This window comes from Mesomycoplasma ovipneumoniae (assembly GCF_035918255.1).
Taxonomy (GTDB): Bacteria; Bacillota_I; Bacilli_A; order Mycoplasmatales; family Metamycoplasmataceae; genus Mesomycoplasma; species Mesomycoplasma ovipneumoniae_A.
In genome coordinates this window covers 754067-770793 of sequence record NZ_CP142136.1, presented here as the reverse complement: position 1 = coordinate 770793, position 16727 = coordinate 754067, and the positions used below count along the sequence as shown (strand labels likewise).

Here is a 16727-nt window from a genome sequence, read left to right as displayed (position 1 = left end):
TAAGCCTAAATTTTTATTAAGTTTTTAACTTTGTTACCAAAAATTTTTGTTGGTATTAGTTCATTGTTAATTATTTTGCCAAAACCAACCAAATGTTCATCAAAAACAAGCTGAATAAATTCGCTGTCTTTGGTAAAATAATTAATTTTTTTACCTTGAAAAAGTTCAATAAGTTGATCTGAATTAAGCAAAATTTGCGGAAAATCAAGAAAATTCTGTATTTTCAAAGGCAAATTAACAAATGAAAAATCAAAATTACCGATTTTAACACGTTCTAATTCGGACAAATATCCACCGGTTTTTAGCATTTTACCTAAATCGTTAGCCAGTGAACGAATATAACAACCTTTTGAAACTTCTCAGAGTATTGTTGCGATTTGTTTTTTTTCATTAAATTCTAATAAAATGGTTTTAGATATTTTTATTTTAATAGGCGCTAATTCTATATCTTTACCATTTCGCGCATATTCATAAGCACGTTTGCCGCTAATTTTTTTACTTGAATAAATTGGCGGAACCTGTAATTCTTGTTGCTCTAATTCTAGCAATTTGGACTCGAGCGCTGTTTTTGTGACTCAAGTTGTGGATTTACAGGCAAAAATTTCCCCATCTATATCAAAAGTTGTTGAATAAAAACCGAAATTAACTTGCGCAATGTAAGTTTTGTTTTTTTGATCTAAATAAGGTAATAATTTTGTATCATCATCAGTAGCGACTAATAACAAACCAGATGCAAAAGGATCTAGAGTTCCTGAGTGACCTGCTTTTTTAATTGAGTTTATTTTTGCTCATTTTCTTAAAAAAGTCGCAGAACTAATATTTTTTGGCTTATAAAGGAATGTAACCATTACTATAAAAATAAAAAAATCAACTAAAAGTTGATCTTAAGTTGGTGCGCAAGAAGGGACTTGAACCCTTACGCCCGAAGGCACTAGAGCCTAAATCTAGCGTGTCTGCCATTTCACCACTTGCGCGCATAACTTAGAAACTCTATCTAAAAAGTTGGTGCCACTTATAGGAATCGAACCTACGACCTTTCGCTTACAAGGCGACTGCTCTGCCTGCTGAGCTAAAGTGGCTAATGGTGGAAGATAAGGGACTTGAACCCCTGACCTTCGCCTTGTAAGGGCGTTGCTCTCCCAGCTGAGCTAATCTTCCAAACTTTGGTGACCCGTACGGGACTCGAACCCGTGAATCCATGGATGAAAACCATGTGTGTTAACCGCTTCACCAACGGGCCAATGGCGCCGATTGCGGGGATCGAACCTGCGACCAACTGGTTAACAGCCAGCTGCTCTACCGCTGAGCTAAATCGGCAAAATAAAACCAAAAGTAATTATACTATAAAATTTTATTTTAACAAGAAAATTTTTTAAAAATTTTCTTGTTAATGTTTATCATTGATTGCGCGGAAATTTATAACTTTACGATTCTTATAAAATCCACAAAATTGACAAACATGATGTTGTAATTGTTTATTAGAACAATTGCTGCAATTCACAAGGTTTGGCAATGTTAATGCTGAATGAGAATTTCGTTTATGTTTTCTTTGTTTTGAGGTTTTTCGCTTCGGAACTATAGCCATTTTTTTCCTTTAAAAATAGAAGAAATTATTTATAAAATTTATCTATTTCCTGACAAACCTTGTCAGTTCCAGTTACTCTGTAAGTAATTTTCTGGCGATTATTAATTATAACATAATCTTTTAATTTTATTGAAAAAATTTCTGGAATTTTTTTAATAACATCTAAATAAGTGTCAGGAATATCATTTTTTTCTAAAGATAGCGTAATATCTCGATATTTAAGTTGCGAATTATCGTATGGTTCGAACTTAACAGGTTTATTTTTATGTTCAAAATCAATTTTTGAAACAATTATTTCAAGAAAATTGATGTTTTGGTAATCATATTTTTCACTTATTTGCCCAACTCAGCCAACTAAAATATTATTTCAATAAATAAATTGGGACATTGATGGATTTAGAAACTCAGATTGGGCAGGCTTAAAACTAAACTTATCACTGTATAAAATTTTTAAATGATCTTTTAGAGTTTCAAGATTATAAACTGTCGAAGCCATGGCAAAAACTTGATATTTCTCAGAGACAGAGCCTGTTTCATAAAGACTAATATCATTCATTTTTCGCTTAACATTATATTTTACAATTTTTGCTAATTGTCAAGCAAGTGAATATCTAATTGTTGTATGTTCTTGGGATGTATAAGTTGATAAGGTTTGAGTTTTTAAATTTAATGGATTAAAATTTTCTGATTGGGAAATTAAAAGGAATGAATTAGCTTCAAAATAACCTAAAGTTTTTAGCTGAATTGGTTTTGGATCAATAACAGAAATTGATTGTTCTACTTTAGCTAATTTTTTGTTTCCTAATTTTTCAAGTCCATAAAATCTAAGAAAATCGGCAGCATAATCGGCAAAAAATTCAATGTCAACACGATAAAACGGTGCTAAAAAACTGTCAGAATTAAAATTATAATAGATTTTTTTGAGAATTAGGTTAATTTTTTCAAAATCTTTTTGCTCAAGTTCGATTCCTAAAATATTCTGAACCTCTTGAAGTCCAAAATTAATGCTAGGTGTTTGGCTAAATTGATTTTTGTCAAAATTAATTGGCGCAGAAAAATTAATTCCGTGTTTTTCAAGGAAAAATTCTAAAAAAATCAAGCTTAAAAGTGTTGTTCCTTGACTGTAATTTTTTGCCAATTGTCTTGCTGAGGGACTGCTTAAATTAAAATTATGATTAATTTGCCTAATTTTTGCTGAGTCAAATTTAGGCATTATTAAGTATAAATTTTGATCTTTGTCAATTGGTTTTTGAAATATTTCAGGAATTAATATTAGTTCATCATTATTTCAAAATTGAAAAGTAGCAAATGAATTTTGAATTTCAGGTAATTTTGTATCTTGATAAATTAATTTAATCTGGTTTTGATCTTTGTTTGTTTGTAAAAAATAAGATGGCTGACCAGTGTAAATTAAGACAAAATTAGCAAAATTTTGGCTTAAATCAGTAATTTTAACCCCTGATTTTAAAAGTAAAAAAATATCAACTAAGCCAAGATTTGGAACTTTTTCAATTTCAATAGCAGCAACTTTTGACTCAGATTTTTCAGTAAAAATTTCTAAATTTGATTTGCTTTTGCTGTCAAAATTTAGTTTATCAAATACCAAATCCAATTTTGTTCCAAAAAAAGCAGCAAGTTCAATTGCTATTACTAAATAAGAATTTGCATCAGGCCGGTTTCATAAAAGTTTGATATCTAAAATTAGGTCAGATAATTCTAAAATTTCAAGTGGATTTTGTTTTAGATCAAAAATTGGATCAAAAACCAGAACTCCTTGGTCTAGTTCTGGACTTAAAAGTTTAGAACTAAAACCTAATTCACTAGCCGAAACTAGCATTCCTTCAGAAATGTGACCGCGTAATTTTTTAGCTTCAAAAGTCATTTTTCCGTTTGTCGAACCAGGAACAAAAGCTAAAACTTGCTTGTCTTTTTGGACATTTTTTGCTGCAGTTTGAATTTGTCTTATTTTGTCGTCAAACTCAACTTGACAAATTAGTAAATTGTCAGCATTTTCATTTTTTTTAACTTCAAGAATATTTCCGAATTTTATGCCGGAAATTTCGTTTAGTTTTGAAATTTTATCAACTTCAAAACTAAGACTAATCAAAGCATCAATCACTTTTTCGTCGCTAATATGATCAATATTAGCTATTTTTTTTAATCTTCTTAATGAAAAAAGCATTTTTTTACCTATCAAAATTGTTTTAAAAAACGTAAATCATTTTTGTAAAATTCACGAATATCACTTATTCCGAATTTAATAGCCGCTAGTCTTTCAATTCCAATTCCAGCGGCAATTCCGCAAATATTTTTATCAGTAAATCCAGCATTTTTCATAACTTTTGGGTGTAAAAGTCCACATCCTAAAACCTCAATTCAACGCCCTTGATAAAAAATATCTACTTCAAAAGAAGGTTGTGTAAATGGAAAATATGATGGGCGAAAACGGGTTTCTAATTTTGTTTCAAAAACAAATTCAAGCAAATCACTAAGCAATCCTTTGAGATGTGAGACAGTGTATTTTCCGGTCGCAACTAAATCTAATTGATTAAACTGATGAGAATGAGTTGAGTCTTCTTCGTCGTTTCGAAAAACTTTTCCAAAAGAAAAAAAAGCTCGCTCTTGATTAGGATATTTTGCAATTGCTTCAATTGAAACGCCAGTTTTATGAGTGGCCAACAAATTTTGACTATCAAAAACAAGACTTTGTGTTGGGTCAAAAGCAGGGTGTGATTTGTCAATATTTAGCTTTACAAAATTTTTCTCAAAAGTTGTCAGTTCATCAGATTTAATGTGTTCAAAACCGTAGATAGATAAAAAATCAGTAATTCTTTTAGTTAAAAGTGATATTAAATTAAGTGAGTTTGGCATGATCTAAGAGTTTTTATGTTTTAAAATATTAAAATAAAAAAGAGATTTAAATTAAATAAGGTAAAATTATAGCATAACTTACTAAAGCAAAAGCAAAATTTTATTTACTTTTTTAGCAAATTAACCAAAAAAGTTGCTAATTTTCTTATTTTATGTTTGAAAAATAAATTTGTTTTTATTTTTAATCATAAAATTAATAATAGCAGCAGTTCTAGCCAAAAAGGCAAAATATGCTATAATTTATTAAAATTTAGGAGTGGTGTATGAATTCATCAAGTTTTGTAGCCCAAGTTAAAAAAAATAAAAGAAAAGTATTAATTTTGTCTTCTTTTCTCACAGGATTAGCTTTTGTTGGAATAGCAGCCGGAATTAGCTTTACATTTAAATATAACGGAAAACATCCACGCGAAGAAGTCCAACAATTTGTAAAGAAAGTAAAATATGTTGCATTTAATCCTGAAAAAATAAGCGAAAATAGCGATTTTTTAGCAATCAAAAGTTTATTATTTGACGGAAATACTCTTAAAAATACTATTAAACTTGATGATTACTTGATTCCTTATTATTTTAGCCAAGACTCAAAACAACTTGTTAAATTTGCACAGCAAAATCAAAAAACTAGTTCGCCAGTTTTTGACTTTGTTGATTTAAATTTTGATGATTTAAATCAAAATTTTATTATTAAATTTAGAGCAAGACAGCAAATAACTGACCAAGAATCTGCATATTCAGATTTTGTTTTATCTCCTGTTTCTTTTTATGATTCTAGAAAGTTTTTGAAAGCAGATTTTAACTTTGCATTACAAAAAATTACAGAAAAAATAGAAGAAGCAATCTCTAATTTTAATACGATAGTATCAAATTTTTCTGAGGAAAATTCGGATTTAGTTAAAAATCATTTATATCGAGCTTTAGATTTTGCCGCTAAAATTAATTCTAGTGAAAATTCTTCGCAAGTTGAAGAAAATTTAGCTCAAATTTTTCCAAAATTTACTGATTTAATTTCTTCTGTTAGAAATTCAAAAGAAAATTTAATTCCTAATAAAAATGAGCGAATTTTCGATATAAATTTTGCAAAAGATGCCGCAACCAATCAATTTGTTAGTGTTCAAAACAATATTGCGACAATGTTTTTGCAGACCAATTTGACTCAATCGGCACTTGATCAATTAGGCGATAATTTTGAAATTAATGGAAATAAAATTATCAATATAAACCTAGAATCCAAAGATAAAAAATCAATATTTTTGGATGTTAATGAGTTTTTTGCAAATGTCAAATTAAAACCATTAATTTATAATACAGAGGAAAAAGATACAAAACTTGCTATAAGCAAGCAAAATCCTTTTGATTTTTTTGCAAAAATAAAATTTGAATCCAACCCTTTTTTGAAAAATTCAGGTATTAAAGACTTGATAAATTCGCTGTTAGTTCAAGATTTATCTTTAGATTTTGCTAATTTTAATAAATCAATCCCTTCAGATAAGCAAGGTATTGATTTTATTTTTGACACACCAAATGCAAAACTAATAAATGACAACGGAAAATATATCGTTGAATTACCTTATAAAATTGTCTTATATGAGTCTTTTTTTAATGATAATTCAAACGAAATTATTAATCAAAAGGAATTAATTTTAAGAATTGAAGGCTTTGGTTTGCCTATAAATTCTAATTTTGCTTCTAGTGGTTTTGGTAATTTTTTTATCCCTGGAACACAAAAAGGGATAATTTATCAACAAAATCAACTTTTTGACAATAAAAGCGCCAATTTATCACAATTTATCTCAACTTTTGGTGAACCTGTTTTTGCAAAAGTACCACTAAATAAAGAAGAATTAGACAATTTAATATTAAAACAGGATTATAAAGCCTTGGCCGATAAATTGAGTTTACCTTCATCTTATAATTATAATTTTGATAATTTTGAGGCAAAAGTTAAATCTTGATCAGGTAAAACTTTACTTCCTACTTTAGACGATATTTTCCATTTTAAAAACTTGCAAACAACAACTAGTATAAATTCCTCAAATTCATCTCAAAATTTAGCAGTTAGTTCATTAGTTTCAAATACTTTTTTTAAAAATCCATCTGATGTAGCTGCTTTTTTTGCTAACAATATTCAGCAAGATCCTAATAAAATTGCTAAAACATTTTTTGAATTAGCTAAATCTTTTGGACTTCTTAATCAAAATCGTTCTTCTTTGCAACTTTTTGATGATGATTTGCAAGAAGATATCTTTAAAAAAGCTGCAAAAATTAATCTTGATAACAAAAACATTCAAGTTTTAAGTTTTAACAGTCATTTTGAAGATGTTTTTAATCAAGGCTTTTTTTCAACATTATTTTTACCCCAATCGATAAAAAATAAAATCGGTGATTTGAAAGATAAATCAGCATCAGAAGTTTTAGCCGCATTGAAAGATCAAGAAATTTTTAACGAATCTAAGACTAATTTTGATCTTAATCAAATAAAGGAAAATTACAAACAAAGTGTTAAGTTTTTTACACTTGCTGATGTTTTATTAGCTTTTTATTTAAAATCAGCCCAGTTGAGTAATTTTTTGGCATGAGAAAAAATAGATTCAAATCTATATTATGAAATAGTTTTTAGAAAAGGTAATGAAATTTCAAAGCACACTCTTGATCAAGAAATTAATAAAATAACAGAGCAGCCTAAATCTGAACAACAAAGTGAAGGACAGACTGAACAAACTACTGAACCATCTCAACCATCTCAACCATCTCAACAACCCGCAGATGCTCCACAAAATTTAACAAATAGTAAAAATTATGAATATTTAACCCTAAATTTTTACTACAACATTGGGGACGAAAGGACTAATAAATTTTCCCTTCAAACACCTGTTAGAAAAATTTTAATTAATCTTTCTACTGAAAAAATTGATCCAAAAGTTTCAAATCAAGAAAAACTTAATTCACTAGCAGACTCAATTCCTTCTCAATTATTGAATTTTGAAGTAAATAATGAAACATTTAACAAAATTAGTCAGGCTCAAACTAGTACAACTGGACAGGCTGCTGATCAAAATTCACAAAATTCACAAACTTCATCATTGGAGATCAATCTTAATAATTTGAAAAATATTAAAGATTATTTTTCAAAATCATTACAAAATGTCGAACTAAAATTTGATATATTCCCCAGCTTTGAAAATTCAATAAAAACAGATACAATAAATTTTTTACTAACAGTTTCTATTCTTGATAAAAATTCTCAGTCCCAAACTTCTGGCCAAAATAATACAAATCAAGCCGAAGTTTTAGCCTCACGCAGTTTAAAAATTTCAGTAAAAAAATCAATTAATTCACAGTCTTCCGCTCAAAATCAACAAACAAACTAACGAGGTCAAAATGAAAAAGTTTTTCAATTTTAAAAATTTTACAAATAAAACATCAAATATAGTTATCGGAATTTCATCTTTAACATTAGTTAGTGGGCTTGCTATTTCAATTCCCTTAGGAATTTATTCTTATAATCGTTCCTACTATCAACAATTAAATGAAGAAATTCAAACATTGAGTTTAGATCAAGAACAAAATCCTTTTAAAAATGGGCTAGCCGGTTTGTTTGATAATTTGACAGTTAAAGATAATTTTAAAAATTTAACCGCATTTACTGCACTAAATTTGGCAAAAAGCAAAATTTATAATTTTGACCTTTTATCATTAATAGATCTTGACAAATTATATGAAAATGAATTTCAAATTAGTTATGATTTGATAAATGCGCAAGTTAGTGGAAATTCGATAAAAAATATTGTTTTATTTTTAAAGTCAAAAAGTGACAACCAAATTTTTTCAAAAGCAGTTGATATCAAAAATTTTGCTGAGGAAAATAAAGTTGCTGCTGATTTTTCTAAATTTGAAATTGATGAAGAAAAGTCATCAATTAATATAGATTCAAAAAATTTAATTAGCTTTGCTGAATTTAAAACTAAAATTCAAGCTAATTTTAGCGCGTTTCAAGAGACAGAAAGCCAAAAATTTATTGCATTTGAAAAAGCGCTTTTAGCCCTTAAGGGAAGTTATAATTTTATAAATAATTTAGGAAATCCGTCCTTTATTCGCGATGGTCTTACTCTTGAACCAACAATTGTTGACAATAATCTTAGTTTTTTTTCTGAAAATCGGAAAAATTATCTTAATTTTGATTTAATTGACGGTGATAAAAAAACTCCAATTCAACTGGAAATAAAAGGGATTGCTACTGATCAAGAAATTGAAGCTGAAGTAAAATCTTGACTAAATGATGAGTTAATTCCTGAAATAGAATTAAAACCTGAAATCCAGCAAAATCTTGTTAGCAAAAATTTGTCACTTGGATCATATTTATATTCAACTCAAGATGATAAAACAAACACCTCACTTCCAAAAAATTTTTCAAAATTATTTAATTACACTAGCAACGAGTTTAGTCTAAATACTAATAAATTAAAAAATTATATCGTAAATATAGATGTTATTCTTAAGGATTTGTCTGAAATCAGTGAGCAAGATCGCCTAAATTTAATTAAAGACGGGAAAGTTCGTTTAAATTTAAGCGGAACCTTAACAAAAAGAGACCAACAAAAATTTATAAAAGTCTTAGATTTTAAATTTGACACTGATATCAAACCTGATCTAAACGAATTTTCACGTATTTTTGCAAAGAATTTACCTCAAACTCAATTACAAGATTTTTCTCTGCCAAAAGCTTCAAATACGCCAGCACTTAGTTCGGATAGATTAGTTCAAATATTTAATGAAATTAAGCAATCATCTAATCAAATTGACACCAAAAATCCTGATGCAAAATTAGTTAGTCAGCTTTATTTGCTTGATTTTGGTAAAAATCCAACCAAAGATTCGCTTGAAAAGTATAAAAATGAGTTAATAGAAATTTCAAAATCTCAAGCCATTCAAGCCCAAACTTTTTCAGATTCAGGTGATGGCAAAAGTGAAAATGAAAATAAAAATCAACCATTAACTTTAGGAAAGTCTATCTGAAAAGCTTTAAATTTACAGCGTAATTTTATTTCACTTGATGTCAAACCAGAAATAAATTTTGAAAAACAAAGTGATAATTTTGTTATTGAATTTTCGCTGGTTTCTACTAAAAACAACGAAAAATTAGCCTCCTCAAAAATCCAGATTAATAATGTTTTAAGTTCACAACAGAGCGCCTTTGATGTTGCTTCCAAATTTTATCCAACCTTTTTCCTTGATGGAAAAGCTAGTTTTTCACAAACTTCACCAACCGAAACACTAAAAATTCAAGACTTATCTGATAATGACATTAATTTCGAGAATAGTAATTATATAGAAAATAAGTCAACCCACAATGGTTTTGAAATCAAAAAAGCCTTTAAATTTATAGATAATTCGCTAAAAACCGAGAATACTTCTAGTTCATCTGAAGCGCCAAAAACAAACCCCGCCCCGTTTTCGCGAGTTAATTCAGGCGTTGTTTATTTTGCCTTTAGACCAAAAAATATTAACGATTATAAAAAGCATTATTTACTTTCAGATTCAAATGGCAGTGGACTTTTCATTCAAAAAGTTGCAAGATCTAAATATGTTGAAAAATCAAAATCAATTGAAGGAAAAATTGTAGGTAATAAAGTAGAAATTAATTCCAGTCCTTCAATAGATGCCAAACAGGTTGATGCAAAAATTGATGAATATGTTATTGGTTTTGATTTTCAACAAGTTGAAAATTTTAAATCGTATAATAATCATTCTCGCCAAGGTCAAAATTCGCTACATTTAGGATTAGAATCATTTTTAACTTCTTTAAAAGAAAAACAAGCTGTTGTTCTTGGTCCTAATTCTTGAAATATAAAAAATAGGTTTTTTTCGGCAGATATAAACGAAAATTCTACTGGTTTTCCGCCTAATTCTGAATATCGCCCATTAATGGAAATTGCAAATCGTACCGATGAAAGCCGTTTTTTTTCACAGGAACTTCAAAATTCCTCACCAATTGTTGGTCAAAACATTATTCCAATAATTGAGCAAGACCAAGATATTCTCCTTGAAATTATTAAAACCCCTTGATCTTTTGAAATTACAGCTTATTCTTCGTCAAATAATCAACTAAATTCGCCATCCTCAGTTAGTTTAAATGCCAAAACAATTTATAATATAAATCATTTAACTCAAGTGTGAACCCCATTTCCTAATTTTTTCAATCTTGATTGATCTCAAATCGGGCCTAATCCTGAAAAAATGACAACCGATAATAGCTCAGGCGAATCAGTTTCAACTCAAAGTCAAAAGTCAAATGCTTCTATAATTCTTAAAGGTCTTGCTGTTTATAACAATTCTCAATTGACTAGCCCTTTAGGAAAACCAGCTCGTGAAGAAATCAAACGCTCCTTTATTAATGCATATTTAAGATAAAATCTTTGCACTAGTTTAAAAATGCAAAGATTTTATTCATGTTTTAGACTAATTATTTTTAGCAAAAATTAAAATTTTTAATCTATTTAGACCAAATAATGTTAAAAAATTCGAATAAATTCGAACTTTTGTAAACCTTAATTATCTAAAAAATTAAGTTTTTTTTTAATTAAATCCAACGTTGGTTTTTTGCCACAAACTTGTAAACTCAGGGAAAAAATAGGTAATTAACTTTTCGCCAAAAAAGTTAAAAACTAAACCAGGACACTTTTTTAAGATTATCTCATCAAACTGGCAAACTCAGCTGGTTTTTTGCCAAAATTATTAAAAAATGTGCCTAGAATACAAATTATCATCTAAATCAAAGGGTTTTAACATCTAGTTTATTAGTTGTTGTTCTAAAATAATAGGATAATTTTGTTGCTAAAATCATAAAATTTTATTTAAATTAAAAATTGATCAAGGGGAATTTCGCCTTTAATTTCAGTGCTTTTGTAATCTGAAAATTGGAGTGTTTGATCTTGAGGAGTAATCGTTGAATTTGGTAAAAGATTAGCATATTTTAGTTTAAAACTGTAAATTAACTTTTTATCTTCTAGTTTGAGTGCAATTTTTTTATGGCCATCATTTATCATGTCATCTCATTCTAGGGCAATAATTTGTGGATAAGGGAAAAAGTTGTTGTTTTTAATATGATCTTTGACTAAAAATTCCTTTAAAAGAACCTCAGGATCGGGGTTTTTTATTTTAAAATAGAGGCTCTCAAAAATTATTTTAGCTATTCGTCCTTTTTGAACCTCTGATAGTTGGTCTTTATTATGTCTATTGTCCTTGAAAATTCCTTTTTCTCTTATTTGAGGCCAAACTTTATGTTTGTCAATCTCAAATTCAAATTCAGCCATATTTTTATTATTTTTCTTTAAATTGGAAAAAGTAAATTCTTGAAGATCACCAATTTGTTCTTTTTGCTCTTTAAATTTTGTTTTTTTGACTTGAATTTTTAAAGTCCCATTTTCATCGTCAGGGGTTGCGCTTATAATATCAAAGGAAAATTTTTCCTCATCATTTAGTGATTTTATCCCTAAAAATTCATCTTTAAGGCCAACTGAAAGTGAAACTTCGCTAAATGCAGCATTAAAATCACCAAAAAGTACTGAATTTAAAACTGCTTCATTATCAGCATTGACTAAGCCGTATGCCAAAATTGAAGGACTTATTTTGCTAAAAACAGGTCGTAATTCTTTTTGGTATAATTCTGGCTCTTCATTTTGTTGAATTTGTTTTGATTGTTCTAAATTTCAAAAAAGGTTCACTCGCTTTGTTACTTTTGTGTTTGAACCCTTTTTGGATACTGAAAGTTCAACATTTTCTAGCCTTCCTTTATTATTATCGCTGTTATTTTCAACAGTTTTAACATCAAAAGGAAAACTAAAGCTAATTGTATAATTTTGGTCGTCAAAGTTATCAATTTTTTTTACAAAATTTTCATAATGAAAAGTTGAAGATTTTTGCTTATAACGATAAAGTACAGTTGCAACATTATTTGACGACTTTTTTTCCAGTTCGGCTATTTCTAAAGAATTTGGAATTTTTGCTAAAACAGCATTTAAATCATTGACTGTTTGAATACGAAGTTTATTTTCTTCAAGTATTATTTTTTGTTTTTCTAGTTCTTTTTGTCTTTTTTCTTCCTCAAGTTTTGAAAGGCGCTCTTTTTCTTTAAGTAGTTTTTCTTCTTGTTCCTTTTTTTGTTTTTCTAATTTTTCCTTTTCAATTTCTAGTTTTTCTTTTTCTTTCTTGATATTTTCTGAAATTTTAGCACTTTCTTGTTCATCAGTTGAAGGTTGATTTTGTTCAATTTTATCAAGTTCTTTGTTTATTTCTGTTTGTTTTTCCTCAATTTGTTTTGCTTGTTCTTCTGTTTCTTTGATTTTTTCTTTTTGTTCTTCTGTTTCTTGGATTAATTTAAAAGTATCTGATTCAATTTTGCCTTTTTGTGTTTCAAGAAAAGGCGTAGAATCACCCTGCCCTTTAGTTTTATTTCCACCTAATTCTTCTGGCGGATTAGGGTTTTGTTTAATTATTGACCCTGAATCATTATCTTCATTTGAATCAATGTTTTTGCTACCGTCATTTTGCCCACAAGCAGCTGCAATAAAAAAAATAATCGGCATTAAACTCAAAGAAACTCCTAAAAACCATTTCTTTGGATATATTTTTTTCATAATTCACCTCACAAGTTATATTAAATTATAACACAAAAATAGCCAATTTTTTTAATATGGCTAAAATTATTGCCGTCTATGGTAAAAAAATTTTTTTCACTAACAAATAAGTTATATCTGAAAAATACCAAAATATCCTTAAGTTGTAGACTAAAAGAAGTTAAAATATTGCATTATTATAATTGTGTTTTATTTTTCAAGTTAGAAATATTTTAATACTTTGAAGAACTGATATAAATAAATTTTCAGGTTTTGCTTGCCTTTTTAAATTTTTTGTTTATAATTAATAAGTATAGTAAATCAAATAAACAGGATGAGCTAGATCATTCCTGTTTTATTTTTTCAAATAATTTTATATTCGTGGTATTATTATAAATTATTGGCGTTGGTTTTAATTTTTAGGGGCGAAATATGAGAAGATCTTTAAAATTGGTTTTTGGATTAGTTCCAGTTGTTGCAGGCTCAGCAGGAACAGCTATTTATTTGACTTCTAATAATGCTATTTCTAATTTGGATGATACAACTTTAGCGCGTCAAACACTTCAAGTTGAAACCCGTTTTTCGCCACTTTCTGACTCACAAAATATTGAATTAAACCAAAATTCTGAAGAATTATCAACCCAGGAAATTGTAAAAAATGATGAAACTATTGTTCTAAAAAGTCCGGAAGTCTTAGAAGATTCTCAAAAATCTGAGCCTATTAAAGTTACTAAAAAAACCAAAACACCAAAAATAATTTTTTCTAATAATAAAACTGAACTACCAAAAAATTCATCAGACACACAACCAAAAATCCTATTTCCCCAACCCGTCAAAAAACCAGTTGATGAAACAAAAAAAGCTGTTTCAGTTAGTAAAATTCAAACTAGTGAAAGTAAAGATTCCTCTATTTCAGTTTTAGAACCCCAAAAGGAAACAAATTTAGAAAAGTCCCCATCAAAATCTTCTGAAATTGTTGAAAAAGTTGTCATAATTAAGCAAAAACCAACTCAGACTGAAGAGAAAATTCAAGATTCAACCCCATTAGTTTCTCCTGTAGTTTCTAATGAAGATGTAAAACCAGTTTTAGCACCAAAAATTGTAGAAACTCCTGAAGTTATCGTTATTAGTGAAACTCCAAAAGTTGAGCACAAAGAAGATACTCCTAAACCTAAAACCCAAATCCAAAGTGATATTTCCAAGCCAACATCATCCGGTTCAATTTCTCCTGCAACAACCGAATCAGAGCGTGAAGTTGATGAAATCATTAATAAATTACAAGAAGATTTAAAAATATTATTGAAATCTTCAGTAGGCGATAATGCTCAGAAATATCGTGAAGCAAAAAAGAATCTTTATAAATATGTTTTTAAAAAGAACTACCAAATGAGACTTTTTAAAGAAAGATTCCCAAAAACACCAATAACTGAAGAAGAAGCAGGATTTTTATATATCTTTTGGGAAAATAATTACGCTCATTTTTATCCATCGCGTGCAAGATCCCATACTGCTCGCCAAAATTGAAGAAAAGAACTTCAAAAAGTTTTAACAATTACTAAAACTCCAGAAATAGGCGCTTTTAATAGAACAACAGGTGGCCATGTGTTTATTATCGATGAGACAAACATAAATAGCGATGAGTGAATTGAGGCTCAACCCAATAGCCCAGCTCCTAAAAAATCTTAAGTTTATCTAGGCAAAATAATGAAAAAATCTTTCAAAGTAGTTCTAAGTCTTGTTCCTATCGCCGCCGGTTCTATTGGGGTAGGGGTTTATTTTAGTTCGCATAATTCTACCTTATCTTTAAATCAAACTGAGGGTAGCCAAAAAAATATCAAGGCTAACACTTTTGCTCCTTCGCTTGTAAATTCGGAAAAATCTGACAAGGAAATTTCTGAAACACTAATTTTACAAAATTTAGAAAATGATAAAAAATCAAATGAAAATTTTAAAGATAGTGATTTAAATATTAAAAAAAAAGAACAAAAACTAGAGCAAAAAGACTCACAATTAACCCCACCTATTCAAATTATACCTAATAAATCAATACAAACTCCTTCGACTTCACCAGTAATTCTCAAACCAAAACCTACTCCAAAAAATATAATAATTTTGCCTAAAAGCGCTATTTCCTTACCAAAAACCGAAGTAAAAGAAGAAAAAATCCAACAACTTCCTCCAAAAACTAGTGTTCTAATTCCTAAATATACAAATCCAAGAGTTCAAACCCCGCCCAAAAAACCAACAAATTTTGCTCCAACTGAACCAAAAGTTGAACAAAATAATCCTAAAGTAAATGCTCCAGTTTTACCTGCAACATTAGATTCAAACGAAGAAAAAAAAGCAGAAAATTCACCTATCGCTCCTCTAATTATTAACTCTGAAATTAAAAAAAACGAGGAAATTCAGGAGAAATTACCATTAATTTCAGCTCAAAATAGCAACCAGAATTTACCTGAGGAACAAATTAAACAACCAAAAAATCAAGAAGTAGAAGAAATTGACCCTATTCAAACTCAAAAAGCAGTTCAACATCCGGAGCCAACTCAGGAAACACTTCAAGAGTCAGAGTTAATTCAAGAAACAGTTGAAGAGCCAGAGTTAACTCAGGAAACAGAAATAAAACAACAAGAATCTCCAAAACCAGAAACCAAAACGCAGGAAAATACCCAAAATTCTAATTCTTCAAGTCAAAATTCCTCCAATATTAATGCCTTAACTGATGCAGAAATAGTTGATCAAATGGTAACATCTATGTTCAAGGATCCTGACTTGAATCACAGTTTCGTTTATAAGATTATTGATAAATACAAATTTACAAAACGAACACAAATGGCACTATTTTTAGAAAAATTGCCAGTAGTTAAAAATAATCAAGCAGTTGCAAATTTAATAACCTTTTGAACTGAATCTTATGCTTCTTTTTATCCAAATGAAGCTACGGTACCTTCTGTTCGCCAGATGTGAAGAAATGAGATAATTAAAAAATTACAGTTACAAACAACGGGAAATAATCAAAATATCAGTGTTATCACTCAAACTGGCGGTCGTTTTGGATAAAATTTTATAACAATTTTTAATTTTTAGAGTTTTACAATGTGAAAATTTCTTAAATCATGCCCGGAACAATGTTATTTTGAAGATCAATTTGCTTTTATTGGTCGTTCAAATGTCGGTAAGTCCTCACTTATTAATGCGCTAGCAAGGCAAAAAATTGCCCGTATTTCGTCAACTCCTGGAAAAACTCAGCTTTTAAATTATTACCAAACTAGCCAAAATAAATTAATTGTTGATCTTCCAGGTTATGGCTATGCGCGCCTTTCTCATGCAAAGAAAGATCAAATAGAATCGATGATTTTTAATTATTTCAGTAAAAATAGCAATATTTTACTAGTTTTTTTGCTAATTGATAGTCAAATCGGTTTTACTGATCTTGATTTTAGTATGATTGAGTTTTTAGTTTCATTAAATATAAAGGTGCAAATTTTAGCTAATAAAATCGATAAAACAAATCAATCCCAGCGCTCAAAACTGTTAAAAGTGTGTAAAAATTTATCACTTGAGTGTTTAAATGTTTCGGCAAAAACTGGTACAAATTTAGATAAAATTCACCAAATAATTAATCAAGAAAAAAATTAACCTATAAATTCATAGGTTTTTTT

General features: G+C 28.7%; 10 protein-coding genes and 5 tRNA genes. 5 read left to right on the top strand and 10 right to left on the bottom strand.

Annotation, left to right across the window (positions count from 1 at the left end; genetic code table 4):
• Positions 1-5: 5 nt before the first annotated feature.
• From truB to U3G01_RS02635, 9 genes are all read right to left on the bottom strand, one after another.
• On the bottom strand, positions 6-848 hold the full coding sequence (truB, locus tag U3G01_RS02675; protein WP_255030678.1) for a tRNA pseudouridine(55) synthase TruB: 843 nt from the start codon (positions 846-848) through the stop codon (positions 6-8).
• A 42-nt stretch (positions 849-890) separates the two neighbouring features.
• A tRNA-Leu gene (locus tag U3G01_RS02670) sits at positions 891-974 on the bottom strand.
• A 29-nt stretch (positions 975-1003) separates the two neighbouring features.
• Positions 1004-1079 (bottom strand) — tRNA-Thr (locus tag U3G01_RS02665).
• Between the two features lie 3 nt (positions 1080-1082).
• A tRNA-Val gene (locus U3G01_RS02660) sits at positions 1083-1158 on the bottom strand.
• Between the two features lie 6 nt (positions 1159-1164).
• Positions 1165-1240, bottom strand: a tRNA-Glu gene (locus tag U3G01_RS02655).
• Between the two features lie 2 nt (positions 1241-1242).
• A tRNA-Asn gene (locus tag U3G01_RS02650) sits at positions 1243-1317 on the bottom strand.
• 70 nt (positions 1318-1387) lie between these two features.
• Positions 1388-1585 carry a 50S ribosomal protein L32 gene (gene rpmF / locus U3G01_RS02645; protein WP_010320856.1) on the bottom strand — a complete coding sequence of 66 codons (198 nt, stop codon included), beginning with the start codon at positions 1583-1585 and terminating at the stop codon, positions 1388-1390.
• Positions 1586-1610: 25 nt separating this feature from the next.
• Positions 1611-3767, bottom strand: a complete 2157-nt coding sequence (locus U3G01_RS02640; protein WP_255030679.1) for a phenylalanine--tRNA ligase subunit beta — start codon at positions 3765-3767, stop codon at positions 1611-1613.
• Between the two features lie 8 nt (positions 3768-3775).
• Positions 3776-4456: a hypothetical protein gene (locus tag U3G01_RS02635; RefSeq protein ID WP_255030680.1), complete on the bottom strand. Its 681-nt coding sequence runs from the start codon at positions 4454-4456 to the stop codon at positions 3776-3778.
• 263 nt (positions 4457-4719) lie between these two features.
• Here U3G01_RS02635 and U3G01_RS02630 point away from each other — a divergent pair, with 263 nt between their 5' ends.
• A complete protein-coding gene (locus U3G01_RS02630) occupies positions 4720-7821 on the top strand; it encodes a P97 family adhesin (protein WP_255030681.1) in 3102 nt (1033 codons plus the stop codon).
• Positions 7822-7831: 10 nt separating this feature from the next.
• Entirely contained in the window at positions 7832-10861 is a 3030-nt protein-coding gene (locus tag U3G01_RS02625) for a P110/LppT family adhesin N-terminal domain (RefSeq protein ID WP_326564825.1), read from the top strand.
• Positions 10862-11304: 443 nt separating this feature from the next.
• On the opposite strand, the gene U3G01_RS02620 is transcribed toward U3G01_RS02625, so the two are convergent.
• The gene (locus U3G01_RS02620; RefSeq protein ID WP_419776288.1) at positions 11305-13086 is read right to left on the bottom strand and encodes a surface lipoprotein; all 1782 of its coding nucleotides are present in this window, start codon (positions 13084-13086) and stop codon (positions 11305-11307) included.
• Between the two features lie 411 nt (positions 13087-13497).
• Here U3G01_RS02620 and U3G01_RS02615 point away from each other — a divergent pair, with 411 nt between their 5' ends.
• The 3 genes from U3G01_RS02615 to yihA are packed head-to-tail and all read left to right on the top strand — an operon-like array spanning position 13498 to position 16704.
• Positions 13498-14751, top strand: coding sequence for a hypothetical protein (locus U3G01_RS02615; protein WP_255030686.1), 1254 nt, complete (start codon positions 13498-13500; stop codon positions 14749-14751).
• A gap of 18 nt (positions 14752-14769) precedes the next feature.
• Positions 14770-16125, top strand: coding sequence for a hypothetical protein (locus U3G01_RS02610; RefSeq protein ID WP_255030691.1), 1356 nt, complete (start codon positions 14770-14772; stop codon positions 16123-16125).
• A 36-nt stretch (positions 16126-16161) separates the two neighbouring features.
• Positions 16162-16704 (top strand): ribosome biogenesis GTP-binding protein YihA/YsxC, encoded by a 543-nt coding sequence (gene yihA / locus U3G01_RS02605; RefSeq protein ID WP_255030697.1) that lies wholly within the window; start codon positions 16162-16164, stop codon positions 16702-16704.
• Positions 16705-16727 lie beyond the last annotated feature (23 nt).